This is a genomic window from Nocardioides sp. (assembly GCF_036401255.1).
Taxonomy (GTDB): domain Bacteria; phylum Actinomycetota; class Actinomycetes; order Propionibacteriales; family Nocardioidaceae; genus Nocardioides.
This window is the reverse complement of sequence record NZ_DASWVI010000482.1, coordinates 1-16,294: the sequence shown is the minus strand read 5'-3', so window position 1 is coordinate 16,294 and position 16,294 is coordinate 1. Positions and strand designations below refer to the sequence as shown.

General features: G+C 72.8%; 20 protein-coding genes and 1 pseudogene. 8 read left to right on the top strand and 13 right to left on the bottom strand.

Annotation, left to right across the window (positions count from 1 at the left end; all coding sequences use genetic code 11):
• Positions 1-223 (top strand): annotated as a pseudogene (locus VGD85_RS22340) (DNA alkylation response protein); the annotation flags it as partial.
• Here VGD85_RS22340 and VGD85_RS22335 read toward each other — a convergent pair.
• Positions 224-1,672 carry a glycine hydroxymethyltransferase gene (locus VGD85_RS22335; protein WP_331065636.1) on the bottom strand — a complete coding sequence of 483 codons (1,449 nt, stop codon included), beginning with the start codon at positions 1,670-1,672 and terminating at the stop codon, positions 224-226. It abuts the pseudogene before it with no gap.
• A gap of 386 nt (positions 1,673-2,058) precedes the next feature.
• Between VGD85_RS22335 and VGD85_RS22330 the strand changes: the two genes are divergently transcribed.
• The 4 genes from VGD85_RS22330 to VGD85_RS22315 all read left to right on the top strand — a co-directional run bounded on the left by VGD85_RS22330 (position 2,059) and on the right by VGD85_RS22315 (position 5,531).
• Positions 2,059-3,780 carry a nitrite/sulfite reductase gene (locus VGD85_RS22330; RefSeq protein ID WP_331065635.1) on the top strand — a complete coding sequence of 574 codons (1,722 nt, stop codon included), beginning with the start codon at positions 2,059-2,061 and terminating at the stop codon, positions 3,778-3,780.
• A complete protein-coding gene (locus VGD85_RS22325; protein WP_331065634.1) occupies positions 3,777-3,935 on the top strand; it encodes a hypothetical protein in 159 nt (52 codons plus the stop codon). The genes VGD85_RS22330 and VGD85_RS22325 overlap by 4 nt, the downstream gene beginning before the upstream one ends.
• Positions 3,932-4,678 carry a phosphoadenylyl-sulfate reductase gene (locus VGD85_RS22320; RefSeq protein ID WP_331065633.1) on the top strand — a complete coding sequence of 249 codons (747 nt, stop codon included), beginning with the start codon at positions 3,932-3,934 and terminating at the stop codon, positions 4,676-4,678. Before VGD85_RS22325 ends, VGD85_RS22320 begins: the two co-directional genes overlap by 4 nt.
• A gap of 109 nt (positions 4,679-4,787) precedes the next feature.
• Positions 4,788-5,531 carry a sirohydrochlorin chelatase gene (locus tag VGD85_RS22315; protein ID WP_331065632.1) on the top strand — a complete coding sequence of 248 codons (744 nt, stop codon included), beginning with the start codon at positions 4,788-4,790 and terminating at the stop codon, positions 5,529-5,531.
• A 31-nt stretch (positions 5,532-5,562) separates the two neighbouring features.
• Here VGD85_RS22315 and VGD85_RS22310 read toward each other — a convergent pair whose 3' ends face one another.
• Both VGD85_RS22310 and VGD85_RS22305 read right to left on the bottom strand, forming a co-directional pair.
• Positions 5,563-5,952 carry a DUF3037 domain-containing protein gene (locus tag VGD85_RS22310; protein ID WP_331065631.1) on the bottom strand — a complete coding sequence of 130 codons (390 nt, stop codon included), beginning with the start codon at positions 5,950-5,952 and terminating at the stop codon, positions 5,563-5,565.
• Entirely contained in the window at positions 5,949-6,728 is a 780-nt protein-coding gene (locus tag VGD85_RS22305) for a HipA family kinase (protein WP_331065630.1), read from the bottom strand. Before VGD85_RS22305 ends, VGD85_RS22310 begins: the two co-directional genes overlap by 4 nt.
• Before the next feature lie 116 nt (positions 6,729-6,844).
• Between VGD85_RS22305 and VGD85_RS22300 the strand changes: the two genes are divergently transcribed.
• On the top strand, positions 6,845-7,528 hold the full coding sequence (locus tag VGD85_RS22300; protein ID WP_331065629.1) for a hypothetical protein: 684 nt from the start codon (positions 6,845-6,847) through the stop codon (positions 7,526-7,528).
• 27 nt (positions 7,529-7,555) lie between these two features.
• Here the strand turns inward: VGD85_RS22300 and VGD85_RS22295 are convergent, their stop codons facing one another.
• The 9 genes from VGD85_RS22295 to VGD85_RS22255 all read right to left on the bottom strand — a co-directional run bounded on the left by VGD85_RS22295 (position 7,556) and on the right by VGD85_RS22255 (position 14,893).
• Complete coding sequence (locus VGD85_RS22295) at positions 7,556-8,398, bottom strand: PPK2 family polyphosphate kinase (protein ID WP_331065628.1); 843 nt, start codon at positions 8,396-8,398, stop codon at positions 7,556-7,558.
• 10 nt (positions 8,399-8,408) lie between these two features.
• On the bottom strand, positions 8,409-9,113 hold the full coding sequence (locus VGD85_RS22290; RefSeq protein ID WP_331065627.1) for a GNAT family N-acetyltransferase: 705 nt from the start codon (positions 9,111-9,113) through the stop codon (positions 8,409-8,411).
• Positions 9,110-9,601: a phosphoribosyltransferase gene (locus VGD85_RS22285; RefSeq protein ID WP_331065626.1), complete on the bottom strand. Its 492-nt coding sequence runs from the start codon at positions 9,599-9,601 to the stop codon at positions 9,110-9,112. The genes VGD85_RS22290 and VGD85_RS22285 overlap by 4 nt, the downstream gene beginning before the upstream one ends.
• Positions 9,591-10,187: a regulatory protein RecX gene (locus VGD85_RS22280; protein WP_331065625.1), complete on the bottom strand. Its 597-nt coding sequence runs from the start codon at positions 10,185-10,187 to the stop codon at positions 9,591-9,593. The genes VGD85_RS22285 and VGD85_RS22280 overlap by 11 nt, the downstream gene beginning before the upstream one ends.
• A gap of 22 nt (positions 10,188-10,209) precedes the next feature.
• Positions 10,210-11,262, bottom strand: a complete 1,053-nt coding sequence (gene recA / locus VGD85_RS22275) for a recombinase RecA (protein WP_331065624.1) — start codon at positions 11,260-11,262, stop codon at positions 10,210-10,212.
• 185 nt (positions 11,263-11,447) lie between these two features.
• Positions 11,448-12,248, bottom strand: coding sequence for an S-methyl-5'-thioadenosine phosphorylase (locus VGD85_RS22270; protein WP_331065623.1), 801 nt, complete (start codon positions 12,246-12,248; stop codon positions 11,448-11,450).
• Positions 12,249-12,253: 5 nt separating this feature from the next.
• Positions 12,254-13,519, bottom strand: coding sequence for an MFS transporter (locus tag VGD85_RS22265; RefSeq protein ID WP_331065622.1), 1,266 nt, complete (start codon positions 13,517-13,519; stop codon positions 12,254-12,256).
• Between the two features lie 8 nt (positions 13,520-13,527).
• Positions 13,528-13,722 (bottom strand): DUF3046 domain-containing protein, encoded by a 195-nt coding sequence (locus VGD85_RS22260; RefSeq protein WP_331065621.1) that lies wholly within the window; start codon positions 13,720-13,722, stop codon positions 13,528-13,530.
• Positions 13,723-13,729: 7 nt separating this feature from the next.
• On the bottom strand, positions 13,730-14,893 hold the full coding sequence (locus VGD85_RS22255) for a class I SAM-dependent methyltransferase (RefSeq protein ID WP_331065620.1): 1,164 nt from the start codon (positions 14,891-14,893) through the stop codon (positions 13,730-13,732).
• Between the two features lie 70 nt (positions 14,894-14,963).
• On the opposite strand from VGD85_RS22255, the gene VGD85_RS22250 reads away from it, so the two are divergent.
• Both VGD85_RS22250 and VGD85_RS22245 read left to right on the top strand, forming a co-directional pair.
• Positions 14,964-15,479, top strand: a complete 516-nt coding sequence (locus VGD85_RS22250; RefSeq protein ID WP_331065619.1) for an N-acetyltransferase family protein — start codon at positions 14,964-14,966, stop codon at positions 15,477-15,479.
• Positions 15,476-15,871, top strand: a complete 396-nt coding sequence (locus VGD85_RS22245; protein ID WP_331065618.1) for a RidA family protein — start codon at positions 15,476-15,478, stop codon at positions 15,869-15,871. The genes VGD85_RS22250 and VGD85_RS22245 overlap by 4 nt, the downstream gene beginning before the upstream one ends.
• On the opposite strand, the gene VGD85_RS22240 is transcribed toward VGD85_RS22245, so the two are convergent.
• The coding region (locus VGD85_RS22240; RefSeq protein ID WP_331065617.1) for a DNA glycosylase AlkZ-like family protein at positions 15,868-16,294 on the bottom strand (427 nt) is incomplete at its 5' end. The two genes, VGD85_RS22245 and VGD85_RS22240, sit on opposite strands and share 4 nt — an antisense overlap.

The following is a 16,294-nucleotide window of genomic DNA, read 5'->3' as shown; positions in this document are numbered from 1 at the left end:
CACCCTGATGGGCGACCCCGCCGCGCTCGAGCTCAACGCCCGGCGGCTCGCGAGCCGGATGGCGCTGTGCCTCCAAGGCGCGCTGCTGGTGCGCTTCGCGCCCGCCGAGGTCGCCGACGTCTTCTGCGCGTCCCGGCTCGGCACGTCGTACGACGGCGTGTTCGGCACGCTCGAGGGCGGCGACCTGCGCGCGATCGTGGAGCGGGCGACGCCGCAGGTCTAGCTACGCAAGGTCCAGGCCCGGGTAGAGCGGGTGCTTGTCGAGCAGCTCCGCCGACGCCGCGTGCACCTTGTCCGAGACGCCGTCCGCGAGCCGGTAGGACGCCTTCGACGGCTTGCCGTCCTTGGTGGTGCCCGGCTCGGTGGCGGTGAGGACGTCGACGATCAGCTCGGCGACCCGGTCGAACTCGTCGTGGCCGAACCCGCGCGTCGTGAGGGCCGGGGTGCCGAGGCGGATGCCCGAGGTGTACCACGCGCCGTTGGGGTCCTGCGGGATCGAGTTGCGGTTGGTGACCACGCCCGCCTCCAGCAGCGCGGACTCGGCCTGTCGGCCGGTGAGGCCGAAGCCGGAGACGTCGAGCAGCACGATGTGGTTGTCCGTGCCGCCCGTGACGAGGCGGGCACCGCGCGACAGGAAGCCCTGTGCGAGGGACTGGGCGTTGTCGGCGACGTCCTGGGCGTAGCCGCGGAACTCGGGCTGGCGCGCCTCGGCGAGCGCGACGGCCTTGGCCGCCATCACGTGCGAGAGCGGTCCGCCCAGGACCATCGGGCAGCCGCGGTCGACGTCGGCGGCGAACTCCTCCTGGGCGAGCACGAGGCCGCCGCGCGGGCCGCGCAGCGACTTGTGCGTCGTCGTGGTCGTCACGTGGGCGTGCGGGACCGGGTCCTCGTCGCCGGTGAACACCTTGCCGGCCACCAGCCCGGCGAAGTGGGCCATGTCGACCATCAGCGTCGCGTCCACCTCGTCGGCGATCTCGCGCATCTTCGCGAAGTTCACCCGGCGCGGGTAGGCGGAGTAGCCCGCCACCAGCACGAGCGGCTTGAACTCCTTGGCCTTGGCGCGCACGACGTCGTAGTCGAGCAGCCCCGTCTCCGGGTCGGTGCCGTACTGCTGCTGGTGGAACATCTTGCCGCTGATGTTGGGCCGGAACCCGTGGGTGAGGTGGCCGCCCGCGTCGAGCGACATGCCGAGCAGCCGCTGGTTGCCGAGCTCGTGGCGCACCGACTCCCAGTCCGCCTCGGTCAGCTCGTTGACGTTCTTGGCGCCCAGGCGCTCGAGAGCCGGCGTCTCGACGCGGTGGGCCAGGATCGCCCAGTACGCCACCAGGTTGGCGTCGATGCCGGAGTGCGGCTGGGCATAGGCGTACGGCGCGCCGAACAGCTCGCGCGCGTGCTCGGCGGCCAGCGCCTCGACGGTGTCGACGTTCTGGCAGCCCGCGTAGAACCGGTGGCCGACGGTGCCCTCGGCGTACTTGTCGCTGAACCAGGTGCCCATCGTCAGCAGCACCGCCGGCGAGGCGTAGTTCTCGCTCGCGATCAGCTTCAGCGAACCTCGCTGGTCGGTCAGCTCGCGGCGGGTCGCCTCGGCGATCCGCGGCTCGACCGAGGCGATCACCTCGAGAGCCTGCTGGTAGGCGCTGCTGGTGAGGGAACTGATCCGGGCGTCCGTCATGGACCCCAGCCTAGTGTCGGCTGCTGACGGCGGTCGACGTCGTCCGCCGGACCCCTGCCGTGTGACCTGGCTCGCAGCGGCTTTCCCCGTCAGGCGGACGGCTCCGGGCCGGCGTCTCACATTCCAGACGGCCGTTCCACATCATGAGATTTCGCCTTGTGGGATGGCCGTCCGCCCCCTGAGACTCCTTGACATGGTCTCCGCTGTGACGCACGCCTACCTCGTGGTTCGACGCCACGTGGACCTCGGGCGCACGCGCAGCATGATGTGTTGGCATTCCTGACCCGCCGCCCACCGCGCAGCTGACCGCACCGGTTGACCGAGGCCCCGACGACGTGGCCCGCCCGGTTCGAGGGGTCGCGCGCCACCCGTCCAGGAAGCCACCGATGACCGACCTGCGCTACACCATCAGTCCCGCCGCCCGCACCGAGATCCCCCGGCCCAAGCGCGCCGAGGGGCAGTGGGCCCTGGGGTTCCGCGAGCCCCTCAACGCCAACGAGCAGTCCAAGAAGGACGACGCGCCCCTCAACGTCCGCGACCGGATCCTCAACATCTACGCCCGGCGCGGCTTCGCCTCGATCGACCCGGCCGACCTGCGCGGCCGGTTCCGCTGGATGGGGCTCTACACCCAGCGCGCCGAGGGCTTCGACGGGGGCAAGACCGCGACCGTCGACCCGAACGACCTGGACGCGCCGTACTTCATGATGCGCGTCCGCACCGACGGCGCCCTGCTCGGCCCGGACCAGCTGCGCACGCTGGGTGGCATCTCGACGGACTTCGCCCGCGGCACCGCCGACGTCACCGACCGGCAGAACATCCAGTTCCACTGGATCGAGATCGAGTCGGTCCCCGAGATCTGGAGCCGCCTGGACCAGGTCGGGCTGAGCACCCTGGAGGCCTGTGGCGACTCGCCGCGAGGCTTCCTCGGGTCGCCCGTCGCCGGCGTCGCGAAGGACGAGATCATCGACGGCACCCCGGCGCTGGCGGAGATCAAGCGCCGCTACATCGGCAACCCGGACTTCGCGAACCTCCCGCGCAAGTTCAAGACCTCGGTCTCCGGGCACCCGAGCCTGGACGGCGCCCCGGAGATCAACGACGTCTCGTTCGTCGGGATCGACCACCCCGAGCACGGCCCCGGCTTCGACCTGTGGGTCGGTGGCGGCCTGTCCACCAACCCGATGCTCGCCCAGAAGATGGGTGTCTGGATCGCGCTCGAGGACGTCCCGGACGTCTGGGAGGGCGTGATCTCGATCTTCCGCGACTACGGCTACCGGCGACTGCGGTCGCGGGCCCGGCTGAAGTTCCTGGTCGCCGACTGGGGCATCGAGAAGTTCCGCAGCGTGCTCGAGGGCGAGTACCTCCACCGCGCCCTGCCCGACGCGGTCTCCCCCGAGTCCGGCACCGTCTCCGGCGACCACATCGGCGTGCACGAGCAGAAGGACGGCCGGTTCTACCTCGGCATCACGCCGACGGTCGGCCGGATCGACGGCCCGACCCTCACCGCGCTCGGCGACCTCGTGGAGAAGTACGGCGCCGCCGGGGCCCGCCTGACGGCGTACCAGAAGATCGTGGTGATCGGCGTCGAGGGCGCCCGGGTCGAGGCGCTGGCCGACGACCTCGAGCTGATCGGCCTCAGCGCCCGCCCGTCGAACTGGCGGCGCGCGACGATGGCCTGCACGGGCATCGAGTTCTGCAAGCTCGCGATCGTCGACACCAAGCAGCGGGCGATCGACCTGGTCGCCGAGCTGGAGCGTCGCTTCCCCGACCTGGACACCCCCATCACCGTCAACGTCAACGGCTGCCCGAACGCGTGCGCGCGCACCCAGATCGCCGACATCGGCCTGAAGGGCCAGCTGGTCATGCACGAGGGCCGGCAGGTCGAGGGCTTCCAGGTGCACCTCGGCGGCGGGATCGGGCTGCACAACACCCTCGGGCGCAAGCTGCGCGCCCACAAGGTCACCAGCGCCGGCCTCGACGACTACGTGACCGCGCTGGTCACGCACTACCTCGCCGACCGCGGCGAGGGCGAGTCGTTCGCGGCCTGGGTCGCGCGCGCCGACGAGGAGCAGCTGCGCGGCGACAAGGTCCTGGACGCGGTGGGCTCATGAGCGAGCGCGCCGTCCCCTTCCACTGCCCCTACTGCGGCGACGAGGACCTGCGCCCCCACGAGGGCACCCACGGCGCCTGGGAGTGCCGCTCGTGCCTGCGGGCCTTCAGCCTCAAGCTCATCGGCCTGCTCCGCCCGGGAGGTGACCTCGCATGAGCGCCGCCACCACCCGCTCGGCCCGCGCGTTCCGCGGCACCGAGACCGCCGGCCGCTCGGCCGAGGAGCTGCGCGAGCTGGTCTCCCACTGGGGCGCCGAGCTCGAGCTCGCTCCGGCCGAGCACATCGTGGAATGGGCCGTCGCGACGTTCGGCGCCCGCTTCTGCGTGACGTCCTCGATGGGCGACGCCGTGCTGACCGACCTGGTCTCGAAGGTCGCGCCGGGCATCGACGTGGTGTTCCTGGACACCGGCTACCACTTCGCCGAGACCATCGGCACCCGCGACGCGGTGCAGGCGACGATGCCGGTCAACCTGCTCACGATCACGCCCGCACAGTCGGTCGAGGAGCAGGACGCGGCGTACGGCAAGGACCTCTACAAGACCGACCCGGACCGGTGCTGCCAGCTGCGCAAGGTCCAGCCGCTCGCGGACGCCCTCGACGGCTACGACGCCTGGGCGACCGGGCTGCGGCGCGCGGAGACCAAGCACCGTGTGGTCGCCCCGGTGATCGGGTGGGACGCCCGGCGCGGGAAGGTCAAGGTCTCGCCGCTCGCCCGCTGGAGCGACGAGCAGGTCGAGCGCTACATCGCCGACCACGGCGTGCTCGTGAACCCGCTCGTGTACGACGGCTACCCCTCCATCGGCTGCTGGCCCTGCACCCGGCGCGTCGCCCCCGGCGAGGACGCCCGCAGCGGCCGGTGGGCCGGCACCGCCAAGACCGAGTGCGGGATCCACTCATGAGGACCCCCGCACTCCCCCTGCTCAGCACGACCGGCAGCGTGGCCGGCCGTGAGCGGATGTTGAAGCACCGCACCGCACCAACCACACGCACACGTAAGGAGGCGGCGTGATGGCTGCTCCTGCACTGGTGGCCCTGGCTCACGGCAGTCGTGACCCTCGCTCGGCCGCGACCATCAAGGCCCTGGTCGACGAGGTCCGGGCCATGCGACCCGACCTGCGCGTCGAGCCGGCGTTCCTCGAGCTCTCGCGCCCGTCGTTCGGCACGGTCGTCGACCGGCTGGTGAAGGCCGGCCACGACGAGATCGTCGTCGTGCCGCTGCTGCTCTCCGAGGCCTACCACGCCAAGGTGGACGTCCCGAGCGCCGTGGCCGAGGCCGTCGACCGGCACCCCGGTCTCCAGGTCCGGGCCACCTCGGTCCTCGGCCTCGAGCCGCGGTTCCTCGAGGTGCTCGACCTCCGGATGCGCGAGGCCCTGCGGGTCAACCGCGTCCGCGAGCTCGATGCTCTCGTGCTGGCCGCCGCGGGCTCCAGCGACCCGCTCGCGAACCAGGCCGTCGCTCGCCTGGCCCGGGTCTGGGGCACCCACCACCGGCTGCCGGTGACCGCGGCGTTCGCGTCGGCCACTCCCCCGGCGACCGGCGAGGCCGTCCGCGCGTTCCGGGCCGAGGGTCGGCGCCACATCGCGGTCGCCTCGTTGTTCCTGGCCCCCGGCTTCCTCCCCGACCGGGCGGCCGAGCTGGCCCTGGAGGCCGGCGCGGTGGCGGTCTCCGAGCCGCTGGGCGCGCACCCGGAGCTGGCCCGCACCGTGCTGGCGCGCTACGCGGTCGGCGCCGTCGAGCTGGTCCCGGTCTGACCCGTCGACCCGCCCGAAAGTCTCGGGCGGGTCAACCCACCAGCTGCTCGGCGAGATGCTCGAGCTGGCGAGCGGGGTCGCGGGTCAGGCCGCCGTGCACCGGCCCCGGCTGGAGGACCGTGCTCCGGGGCGCCTTGAGGAACCCGAACCGCTCGCCGAGCGGCCTGCTCGCGGCCAGCCCGGCCCGCTCCTCGCCGCGGCACACGCCCGCGACGAACTCGAGGGCCTCGCACACCTGGTCGAGGTCGAGGTCGGGCGCGAAGGCGCGCAGCCGCTCGCGATCGACGTGCCAGGCCACCTCCAGATAGTCCGAGGCCTGGCAGTAGACCACCACCCCGACGTTGAGGAACTCCTCCCGGTCCACGCGGGGGACGCAGCGCAGGACGACATACTGGTAGGCCAGTCGTGGGGTGGTGGTCATCGTGCGGCCACCTCCGGCAGCCACTGGCGCGAGCCGAGGCGCTCGGTGAGGAAGCCGACGTACGCCGCGCGCACGGCCTCGGGGCTCTCGGCGCCGGGCACCGGCTCCAGCCACGGGTCGGGCACCTCGGCCAGCACCTCGGCGAACACGTCGGTGGAGAGCACCGCGCGGACGGCCTCGTCCGCGGCGGGGAGCTCCCGGGCGCACGAGAGCAGCACGTGGTCGTCGGGGCTCCACGGCTGAGCGGCGAAGCGTGCGGCGGCACCCTCCTTGAGCAGCGCGCCACCGGACCAGGCGTGGTGGAAGTACAGCGCCGCCCCGTGGTCGATCACCCACAGGTCGCCGTGCCACACCAGCAGGTTGGGGTTGCGCCACGATCGGTCGACGTTCGCGCAGAAGGCGTCGAGCCACAGCACCTTGCCGGCCACGTCGGGGTCCGCCGGCAGCTCGCCGTCGAACCCGAACGCCCCGGGCAGGAAGTCCACGCCCAGGTTGAGCCCCGGGCTGGCGTTGATGAGGTCCTGGACCTCCTCGTCGGCCTCGTAGCGGGCGATCTCGGGGTCGAGGTCGAGCGCGACCAGCTGGGGTGTCCGCAGCCCGATCCGGCGCGCCAGCTCACCCACGACCACCTCGGCCACCAGCACCCGCACCCCCTGGCCGGCGCCGCGGAACTTGCACACGTAGGTGCCCAGGTCGTCGCCCTCGACGATGCCGGGCAGGCTGCCACCCTCGCGCAACGGCGTGACGTAGCGAGTGACGCTCACCGTGGGGATCACCGGCACACCCTAGCGAGCCGGGCCGAGATGTTCGTTTACCGCAAGCCCCGGCGGGGTAGTCGAGGGCTGGTCGGCTCGGCGACCACCCCACAATCCCTATGACAGACAGGATCCTGATGCGCACCCGCCGCCTCCTCGCCGCCCTGACGACGGCCTTCGTCGCCGGCCCGGCCCTCGCCGTCGCCACGGCTGCCCCGGCCGCCGCCGCCACCGCCACCCACATCGTCGGCTCCGACGGCGGGGCGTGGATCTCCGGCCCCGGCTACCGCACCCAGCCCGGCGTCCCGGTCTTCGGAGACTCCCTCTCGCTCTCGATCAACGTCGTGACCGACAGCGGCGAGCAGGTCTACGACGGCACGCTGACCGTGCAGCGCCAGCTCGCGGGCCAGTCCACCTGGACGACGGTGGCCAGCTCGACCAGCGCGTACCTCTACGACTCGACCAGCGCGAAGGGCAACGCCACCTATCGCGTGATCTACAGCGGCAGCGGCGACTACGCGGGATCGACCGCGACGGTGGCCGCCAAGATCCAGCGCAAGTTCGACATCACGCCCACCAGCGGGCGCACGGCCGGGATGAAGGTCAAGGTCAGCCCGAAGTACAAGGGCGCGATCACCATCATGAAGAAGCAGGGCAAGACCTGGAAGAAGTTCAAGACCGTGCGCACGAACTCCAAGAGCCGGGTCTCGTTCTCGCTCCCCGCGCCGCGCAAGGGCAAGTACTTCTGGCAGCTGGTGATCCGGTCCTCGAAGGCGTTCGCGACCACCAAGAGCGTCGTCTACTACACCCGGAAGTACTGACCGCGCTCGGCCCGCATCCGAGACGGGTCAGGCGACCGGCGTCTCGCCGGTCAGCCTGGCCCGTTCCGCGTCCACGTCGAAGTCGGCGGCGGGCCAGTCCAGGTCGAAGCCGCGGAGGGTCTCCAGGAGCAGCTCGCCGATCGCGAGGTTGCGGTACCACTTGCTGTCGCTGGGCAGCAGGTACCACGGGGCGACGTCGGTGTTGGTGCGCTCGACCGCGATCTCGTAGGCCCGGCGGTAGTCGGCCCACCGGGCCCGCTCGTCGACGTCGTGAGGGTTGTACTTCCAGTGCTTGCTCGGCTGGGCCAGCCGGGCCAGCAGCCGCTTCTTCTGCTCGTCGGGCGAGATGTGGAGCAGGCACTTCAAGATCGTGGTGCCGCCCTCGGTCAGCTCCCGCTCGAAGTCGTTGATCGCCGCGTAACGACGCTCGAGCTCGGTCTCGTCGACCAGGCCGTGGACCCGTGGGACCAGCACGTCCTCGTAGTGCGAGCGGTCGAAGACCCCGACGATCCCCGGGCCGGGAAGCGCTCGGCGGATCCGCCAGAGGAAGTCATGGGCCCGCTCCTCCTCGGTCGGAGCCTTGAACGACATGATCCGCACCCCTTGGGGGTCGACCAGGCCGACGGTGTGGCGCAGGGTGCCGCCCTTGCCGGAGGTGTCCATGCCCTGGAGCACGAGCAGGATGCGGCGCGCCGAGCCCTTACGCCCGTGGGCGTAGAGCCGCTCCTGGAGCTCCGAGAGCTCCGGGCCCAGGTCGACGAGTGCCTGCTTGCCCTCCTTCTTGGCACCGGAGAAGCCCCGGGTGCGGTCGGTCGGGATCGAGGCGAGGTCCACGGACCCGCTGGGGAGTCGCTGGGCGTGAGCGGTCATCGCCGCATCATCAACCGAGCACCCGCCCCACGTCGAGACTGCAGCCGACGACGGTGTCGACCGAGCCGTCCTCCTGGGGCTCGTCGAACCACAGCCCCTCGGTGAACCCCGCCTTGGCGAGCATCCGCAGCGACGCCGCGTTGCGGTGGTCGGGCGCCGCGAAGTAGGTCCGCACCTGCGGGAAGCGCTGCCGCGCCCGCGACATCCAGGCCCACAGCACCCGGGCACCGAACCCGCGGCCGCACCACTCCTCGGCCAGGGCGTAGTCGACGGCGACCGCGTCCGGGTCGGGGCCGAGCACGGCGTACTCCGGGTAGTCGCCCACCCGGTAGTCCTGGACGAACCCCACGGAGCGTCCGTTGACCTCGGCCACCCACATCCGGGTCGGGCGCATCCCGTCGATGCACGGGCCGTAGCGGGCCTCGATCCGCTCGGGGGTGGGCTCACCCTCCGAGGCCCACCAGCGGCGTACGTGCTCGCTCTGGCGCCAGCGGGTGACGTCGGGCAGGTCGCCGCGGGTCATCGCCCGCACGGTCACCCGGTTGTCGTGGTCGACCACGAAGTGCTTGACCTCGCCGGACAGGTCGACCGGCACCGGTTCGGCGTGCAGGCTCGCGACGGTACGCCGAGCGGCGGCCGCCCACGCCTCGCCCTCGTGGACGACGCCGGCCAGGTCGTGGCCGCGGTCGTGCACGACCAGCCGGTGCCCGTTCACGGCCGCGCCCCCTGGCGACGCACCAGCGGCGGCGCGGCCGACCACGGGAAGTCGATCCAGGCCTCGGTGCGCCGCCAGACGTAGTCGGGATGCACCACGGTCCAGGGCTTCTCGTAGATGACGGCGATCCGCGCCTCGGCGACGTGGTCGGCGCAGAAGTCGCGGACGATCTCGAGCGTCCGGCCGGTGTCGGCCACGTCGTCGGCGATCAGGACCTTCAGGCCGGCCAGGTCGACGGCATCCGGGGTCGGCGGCAGCACGACCGGGAGCTCGAGACGCTCGTCGACGCCGGTGTAGAACTCCACGTTGATCGCCGAGAGGTTCTTCACGTCGAGGGCGTAGCCGAGGCCCATCCCCAGACCCAGGCCGCCGCGGGCGATGGAGAGCACGATGTCCGGCTCGTAGCCGGAGTCGACCACCTGCTGCGCCAGGTCGTGGACCGCGGTCCCGAACAGCTCGTACGTCAGGACCTCGCGCTCACTCGCCACCCTCGCATTGTCGCCCAGCACGGGCCAGCTCGTCTCGCACCACGGCGAACGCGAGGCCGGAACCGTAGCCCTTGCGGGCCAGCATGCCGACCAGTCGCCGGGTCGCCGTCGTGTCGTCGACCGCGGCGAGCGAGCGCATCCGCTTGCGCACCAGCGCCCGGGCGGCCTCCTCCTCGTCGGCGGGATCGACCTCGGCGAGGACCTCGCGCGCCACCTCGTCGGCGACGCCCTTGCGCCGCAGCTCCTGGGCGAGCGCGCGACGAGCGAGCTTCTTGCCCGGTTGGCGGGACTGGACCCACGACCGCGCGAACGCCTCGTCGTCGACCAGGCCGACCTCCTCGAACCGGTCCAGCAGCCGGGTCGCGATCTCGTCGGGGACGTTGCGCGCGGCGAGCTTGTCGCTCAGCTCCTTGCGGCTGCGCGCCTGACCCGTCAGCTGGTCGAGCAGGATCTTGCGCGCCACCGACTCGGGGTCGGCCTCGGGCACCTGGACCGCGACGTCCTCCGGCGGGGCCGGCGCGCGCTTGGTCCACGCGTCGACCCCGGCCGAGACGTCACCGAGCCAGTCGGGGGCAGGGGGCCCCATCGGTGATCGAGCCCGTCGGGACTCAGAAGTCCCCGACACCGATCGGCTCCGCGGGCAGCTCGGCGACGTCCTGGTCGACGGTCGGGCCCACGCCGAGCTTCTCGAGGATCTTCTTCTCCAGCTCGTTGGCCAGGTCGGGGTTGTCGCGCAGGAACGTGCGAGCGTTCTCCTTGCCCTGACCGAGCTGGTCGCCCTCGTAGGTGTACCAGGCGCCGGCCTTGCGCACGATGCCCGCCTCGACGCCGACGTCGATCAGGCCGCCCTCGCGGCTGATGCCCTTGCCGTACATGATGTCGAACTCCGCCTGCTTGAACGGCGGGGCCACCTTGTTCTTGACGACCTTGACGCGGGTGCGGTTGCCGACCATGTCGGTGCCGTCCTTGAGCGTCTCGATGCGGCGCACGTCGAGGCGGACGGACGCGTAGAACTTCAGCGCCCGGCCACCGGTCGTGGTCTCGGGCGAGCCGAACATCACGCCGATCTTCTCGCGCAGCTGGTTGATGAAGATCGCGGTGGTCTTGGAGTTGTTGAGCGCACCGGTCATCTTGCGCAGCGCCTGGCTCATCAGGCGGGCCTGGAGGCCGACGTGGCTGTCGCCCATCTCGCCCTCGATCTCGGCGCGGGGCACCAGCGCGGCGACCGAGTCGATGACGATCAGGTCCAGCGCGCCGGAACGGATCAGCATGTCGGCGATCTCGAGCGCCTGCTCACCGGAGTCGGGCTGGGAGACCAGCAGGGCGTCGGTGTCGACGCCGAGGTTCTTGGCGTACTCCGGGTCGAGCGCGTGCTCGGCGTCGATGAACGCCACGATGCCGCCGGCGCGCTGGGCGTTGGCCACCGCGTGCAGGGCGACGGTCGTCTTGCCCGAGGACTCCGGACCGTAGATCTCCACGACGCGGCCGCGCGGGAGCCCGCCCAGGCCGAGCGCGACGTCGAGGGCGATCGACCCCGTGGGGATGATCTCGAGCGGGGCGCGGGTCTCGTCGCCCAGGCGCATCACCGAACCCTTGCCGAACTGCTTCTCGATGTTGGCGAGCGCGACGTCCAGCGCCTTCTCGCGGTCTCCTCCGGCCATCTGGGGCTTCCTCTTCTCTCGTCGTGGTCCAGGCACGTCGGCGACGCTAGAGCGAGCCACCGACAGCGCCTGATCAGCGCCGCCGCGAGCTGTGGACGACCTCGTCCAGCGTCATGCCTGTGGACCCAACCTAGCCCGAACACGTGTTCGACCGGAGCAGGAGGGACCGGCGTGTCGGGCTCTCCTCAGGGCACGTCGTAGGTGAGCTCGAGCCCATCGGCCCACGACGAGCACGTGCAGCCCTCGGGGTCCGGCAGGCCTTCGACCGCCCGGGTGAGCAGGCCGCGCAGCCGGTCGAGGTTGGCGCGGAAGAGCGCGAAGACCTCCTCCTGGCCGACGCCCTCGCCGGTCTCGGCGCCGGCGTCCATGTCGGTGACGAGCGCGATCGCCGAGTAGCACATCCGCAGCTCCCGGGCGAGCGCCGCCTCGGGCGCGCCCGTCATGTTGATCAGCGTCCAGCCCTGGTCGGCGTAGTGGCGCGACTCGGCGCGCGTCGAGAACCGCGGCCCGTCGATGACCACCATCGCTCCCCCGGCGCGGGCATCGGGTGCGGCCGCCAGCAGGGCGCCCGACACGCGTGGGCAGTAGGGGTCGGCGAACGGGAGGTGCACGGCCCCGGTCTCGACGTACGTGCCGGACCGGCCGTGCGTGCGGTCGACCAGCTGGTCGGGTACGACGACGTCGCCGGGCGCGACCTCGGCCCGCAGCCCGCCGACCGCGCACGGGGCGAGCACCTGCCGTACGCCGAGCGAGCGCAGCGCCCACAGGTTCGCGCGGTAGGGGATGCGGTGCGGCGGGTGCTCGTGGTGCCGGCCGTGCCGGGGCAGGAACGCCACCCGCCGGCCGGCGACGGTGCCGATCGAGACCGGCGCCGAGGGTGCGCCGTACGGCGTCTCCACAGCGTGCTCCTCCACGCCGCCCGGGGACCCGTCGAGGAAGGAGTAGAACCCGGTGCCGCCGATCACCGCCACGTCCGCGTGCGCCATGGGCCTCACCCTGCCAGCCGGGCGGTCGCCCGCGCCCCGAGACCCCCGATCGCGACCAGCGCGACCAGGCCGATCGAGGAGATCGAGAGCTCGGCGTACCCCCAGGCGTCGACGACCACGCCGGCCAGCCCACCCGCGCCCGCCGCGGTCAGCCCCATCACCAGGTCCGCGGCGCCCTGGACGTCGGTGCGTGCCTCGAGCGGCGCGTGCTGGGCGATCAGCGTCGAGGCGGCGACCGTGACGAACGACCAGCCCAGTCCGAGCAGGAACAGGCCGACGAAGATCTGCCACGAGCTGCCCTCGGGCGAGCGTGCCGAGAGCACCAGGGAGATCAGCAGCAGCACCGCCCCCTCCACGACGACGGCGGCCCGGCCGGTGCGGTCGGCGAGCATGCCGACCAGCGGCGAGAACGCGAACATGCCGAGCACGTGGATGCTGATCACGACGCCGATCACCCGCAGCTCCGCGTGGCCGTGCTCCATGTGCAGCGGCGTCATCACCATCACCGCGACCATCGCGGCGTGCGAGCACGCCATCGCCAGCCCCGCGAACGCGATCACCGGACGCTCGCGGGCGGCCTCGACCGCACGCCGCCAGGCGGTGCCCGCCGGCGCCTCCTCGGGCTCGCCGGCGGCCTCGCGGGCGAGCAGCAGCGGGTCGGGGCGCAGCAGCAGCCAGGTGATCACCGCGGCGCCGAGCATCCCGAGGCTGCCGAGCGCGAACGGGCCGGTGAGCTCGGGGATGCCGAGCCACTCGGCCAGGCGGCCGGAGGGGCCGGTGAGGTTGGGGCCCGCGACCGCACCGATCGTGGTCGCCCACACGACCGTGGAGAGCGCCCGGCCCTTGTGGGCGTCCTCGGCCAGGTCGGTCGCGGCGTACCGCGCGCTGCTGTTGGCCGCCGACGTCGCACCGAGCAGCACCGCCCCCACGAGCAGGACGACCATGGAGTCGAGGACGCCGGCGAGCACGGCGAGGACCGCGCCGGTGGCACCGAGCAGATAGCCGCTCACCAGGCCGAGCCGGCGGCCGCGCTGGGACATCAGGCGGGCCAGCAGGTACGACGCGACCGCGGCGCCGAGCACCTGGAAGGTCTGGGCGAGCCCGGCCTGGCTCTCCGAGCCCGAGATGTCGCGGGCCAGCAGCGACGCGGTCGCGATGCCGATCGTGATGCCGATGGCGCCGACCGCCTGGGCGGCCACGAGCGTCCGCATCGTGCGCCGCTGCACCACCGCGAGGTCGGGCAGCTCCCGCACGCTCACGGGGTCGCTCACGGGTTCGCTCACCGCTCGCTCGCCGGCAGCCCGAGCGCGCGCCAGACCGCCGCCCACACCTGCTTGGGCGGCACCCCGGCCGCCAGCGCCTGCGAGGCGGTGCGTCCGCCCAGGTCGGCCATGACGTACATGTCCGCCCAGGAGCGGGCGTACGCCGGGCCCAGGGCGTCCTCCAGCCGGGACCAGAACTCCGTGTGCTTCACGCCCGCCTCACGCCCGCCCCGGCTGCCCAGGCCGCTCGGCCCGCACGTCCAGCCACGGCTCCCCGGTGCGGCTGCTGACGCGGTGGTCGACCCGCGTCACCGCCCAGCCGGCCTCCTCGAGCACCGGCCGGAGGTCGTCCTCGCGCCAGTAGACGAACCGGCGCGGCGCGCCCACGGCGCCGTGGGTCGACCAGCCGTCGCCGTCGCCCTCCTTCAGCCACAGCGCGAGCACCCCGCCGCCGCGGGTCGCCTCCGCCAGCCGCCGGAGCACGGTCGGCAGGTCGCTGCGGTCGACGTGGAGCAGGCTCGCGCTCGCCCACACGCCGTCGTAGGGCGTGCCGGGGCGCTGCGGGTCGTCGAGGTCGTCGGTGAGCGGGTCGAGCAGGTCGGCGTCGTGGCCGGCCGCGCGCATGAGGTCGACGAACGCCGGCGTGATGTCCGTGCGCCGCACGCTCAGCCCGGCCCGCTCCAGCGCCAGCGCGTCGCGGCCGCCGCCGCTCCCGATCTCCAGGATGCGGGCCTCGGGGCCGAGCAGCTCCGCGACCTCGGCGACCTGCGCGAGCGACTCCTCCGACATCTCGGACGTGCGGTCGTGGTAGGCCGCCGCGTGGGCGTCGTAGGACTCCACCGTGGCGCGCGCGGCGGCCGCGCGCACGTCCCAGGCGTGGTGGACGATGTCGTGGAGGTGGTAGCGGCCCAGGCTCTCCACGGTGAACTCGCTGCCGTTGCTGCGCAGCCCGCGACGGCCCCAGGCGTCGGGCGGCACCGACTCGTAGCGTGCCGCGACCAGCGCCGCGGCCTCCAGCAGCTCCCGGGCGACGGTCGCCGGGTCCTGCTCGGCGTACCGCTCGGCGATCGCGGTCTCGTCCTGGTCCCAGTTGGGGAACTCCGGGTCGATCTCCTCGAGCATCAGGCCCAGACGGGCGTCGAAGACGCGGTGCACGTCGCGGACGTGGCAGGCGTACTCGAGCGGCGACCAGGTCGTCGCGTCCGGCCGCGCCGCGGCGTCCGCGAGCGTCAGCACGGCCTCCCAGGTCGTCGCGTTGTCGCGCACGACCTCGGCGAGCCGATCGACGGTCACCCGCGACGCGTCGAACCCGCACTCGGGGCAGGGCCGGTCGAGGACCCAGGTCCAGTCCTTGGTGTCGGGGAGGATCGCGCCACTGCTCATGGCGCCCATCCAACCAGCCGACTCCGAGCCGGGCGCGCGAGATCCGGACAGGCTCCGCGAAGATGGCGCCATGCGCGCAGTGGTCCGTCCCGCGACCGAGGCCGACCTGCCCGGGGTCGCCGCGATCTACGACGAGGAGGTCCGGCACGGGATCGCCACGTTCGCCAGCGAGCCCCCGGGGCCCGATCACTGGCGCCCGCGGCTGGCGAGCACCGGCCCCGGGGACCACCTGCTCGTCGCCGAGCACGACGGGACTGTCCTGGGCTACGCCTCCTCGGGCAGCTACCGGCCGCGCACCGCCTACGCGCGGACCCGGGAGAGCTCGGTCTACGTGGCCGCCGAGGCCCGCGGCCACGGCGTGGGTCGCGCGCTGTACGACGAGCTGCTGCGGCTGATGCGCGCCGACGGCGTACACCTCGTGGTCGCGGTCGTGGCGCTGCCCAACCCGGGCAGTCAGGCGCTGCACCGGGCCTGCGGGTTCACCGCCGTCGGTGTGCTGCACGAGGTGGGGCACAAGTTCGGCCGGTGGATCGACACCGAGATGTGGGAGCTGCGTCTCGGGCCCGGGCCTAGGCTGCTGGCATGACGCGCTCCTCGGCCCGGTCCGGGTCGCCCTTCGAGTCCTCCATCGGCTTCAGCCGCGCGGTCCGGACCGGCTCGACGGTCGCGGTCAGCGGCACGGCCCCGGTGTGGCCGGACGGGGAGGTCGACCCCGACCCGGCCGCGCAGGCGCGACGCTGCTGGGAGATCTGCCTGGCCGCGCTCTCCGAGCTCGGCGGGTCGATCGCCGACGTCGTGCGCACCCGGCAGTACGTCGTCTCCGCCGACGACGCGGACGCGGTCGGGGCGGTGCACGGCGAGCTCTTCGACGACGTGCGGCCGGCCTCGACCATGGTGGTCGTCGCAGGCCTGCTCGACCCGCGGTGGAAGGTCGAGGTCGAGCTGGACGCGGTGGTCACCGACACCGGAGACTTCTAGGCCCACTCGACCTCGAGGCCCAGCCAGCGCGCGAGGTCCGCGATCTCGGCGTCGACGGCGGTCCGCATCGGCGCGGTGAACGGCTCGTCCTCGTGCAGCGCGGCCACCCGCAGGACACCGGCCGCGCGGTCGGCGGTGGCGTCGAGCTTGCCGACCAGCCGGTCGGCGTACAGGACCGGCAGCGCGTAGTAGCCCCAGCGGCGCTTGGCAGCGGGCTTGTACATCTCGAGCAGGTACTCGTACTCGAACAGCTCGGCGAGCCGCTTGCGGTCGGCCACGAGGCGGTCGAACGGCGAGAGCAGGGCGGCGCGGCCGGCGAACGGCGCCGCGTCGAGGTACGCCGGGTCGACCCGCCACTCCCCCTTGACGCCCTCGACCACGGCGGGTTCCCCGGCGTCGCCGACGTCGTAGGGCTCACCGGGC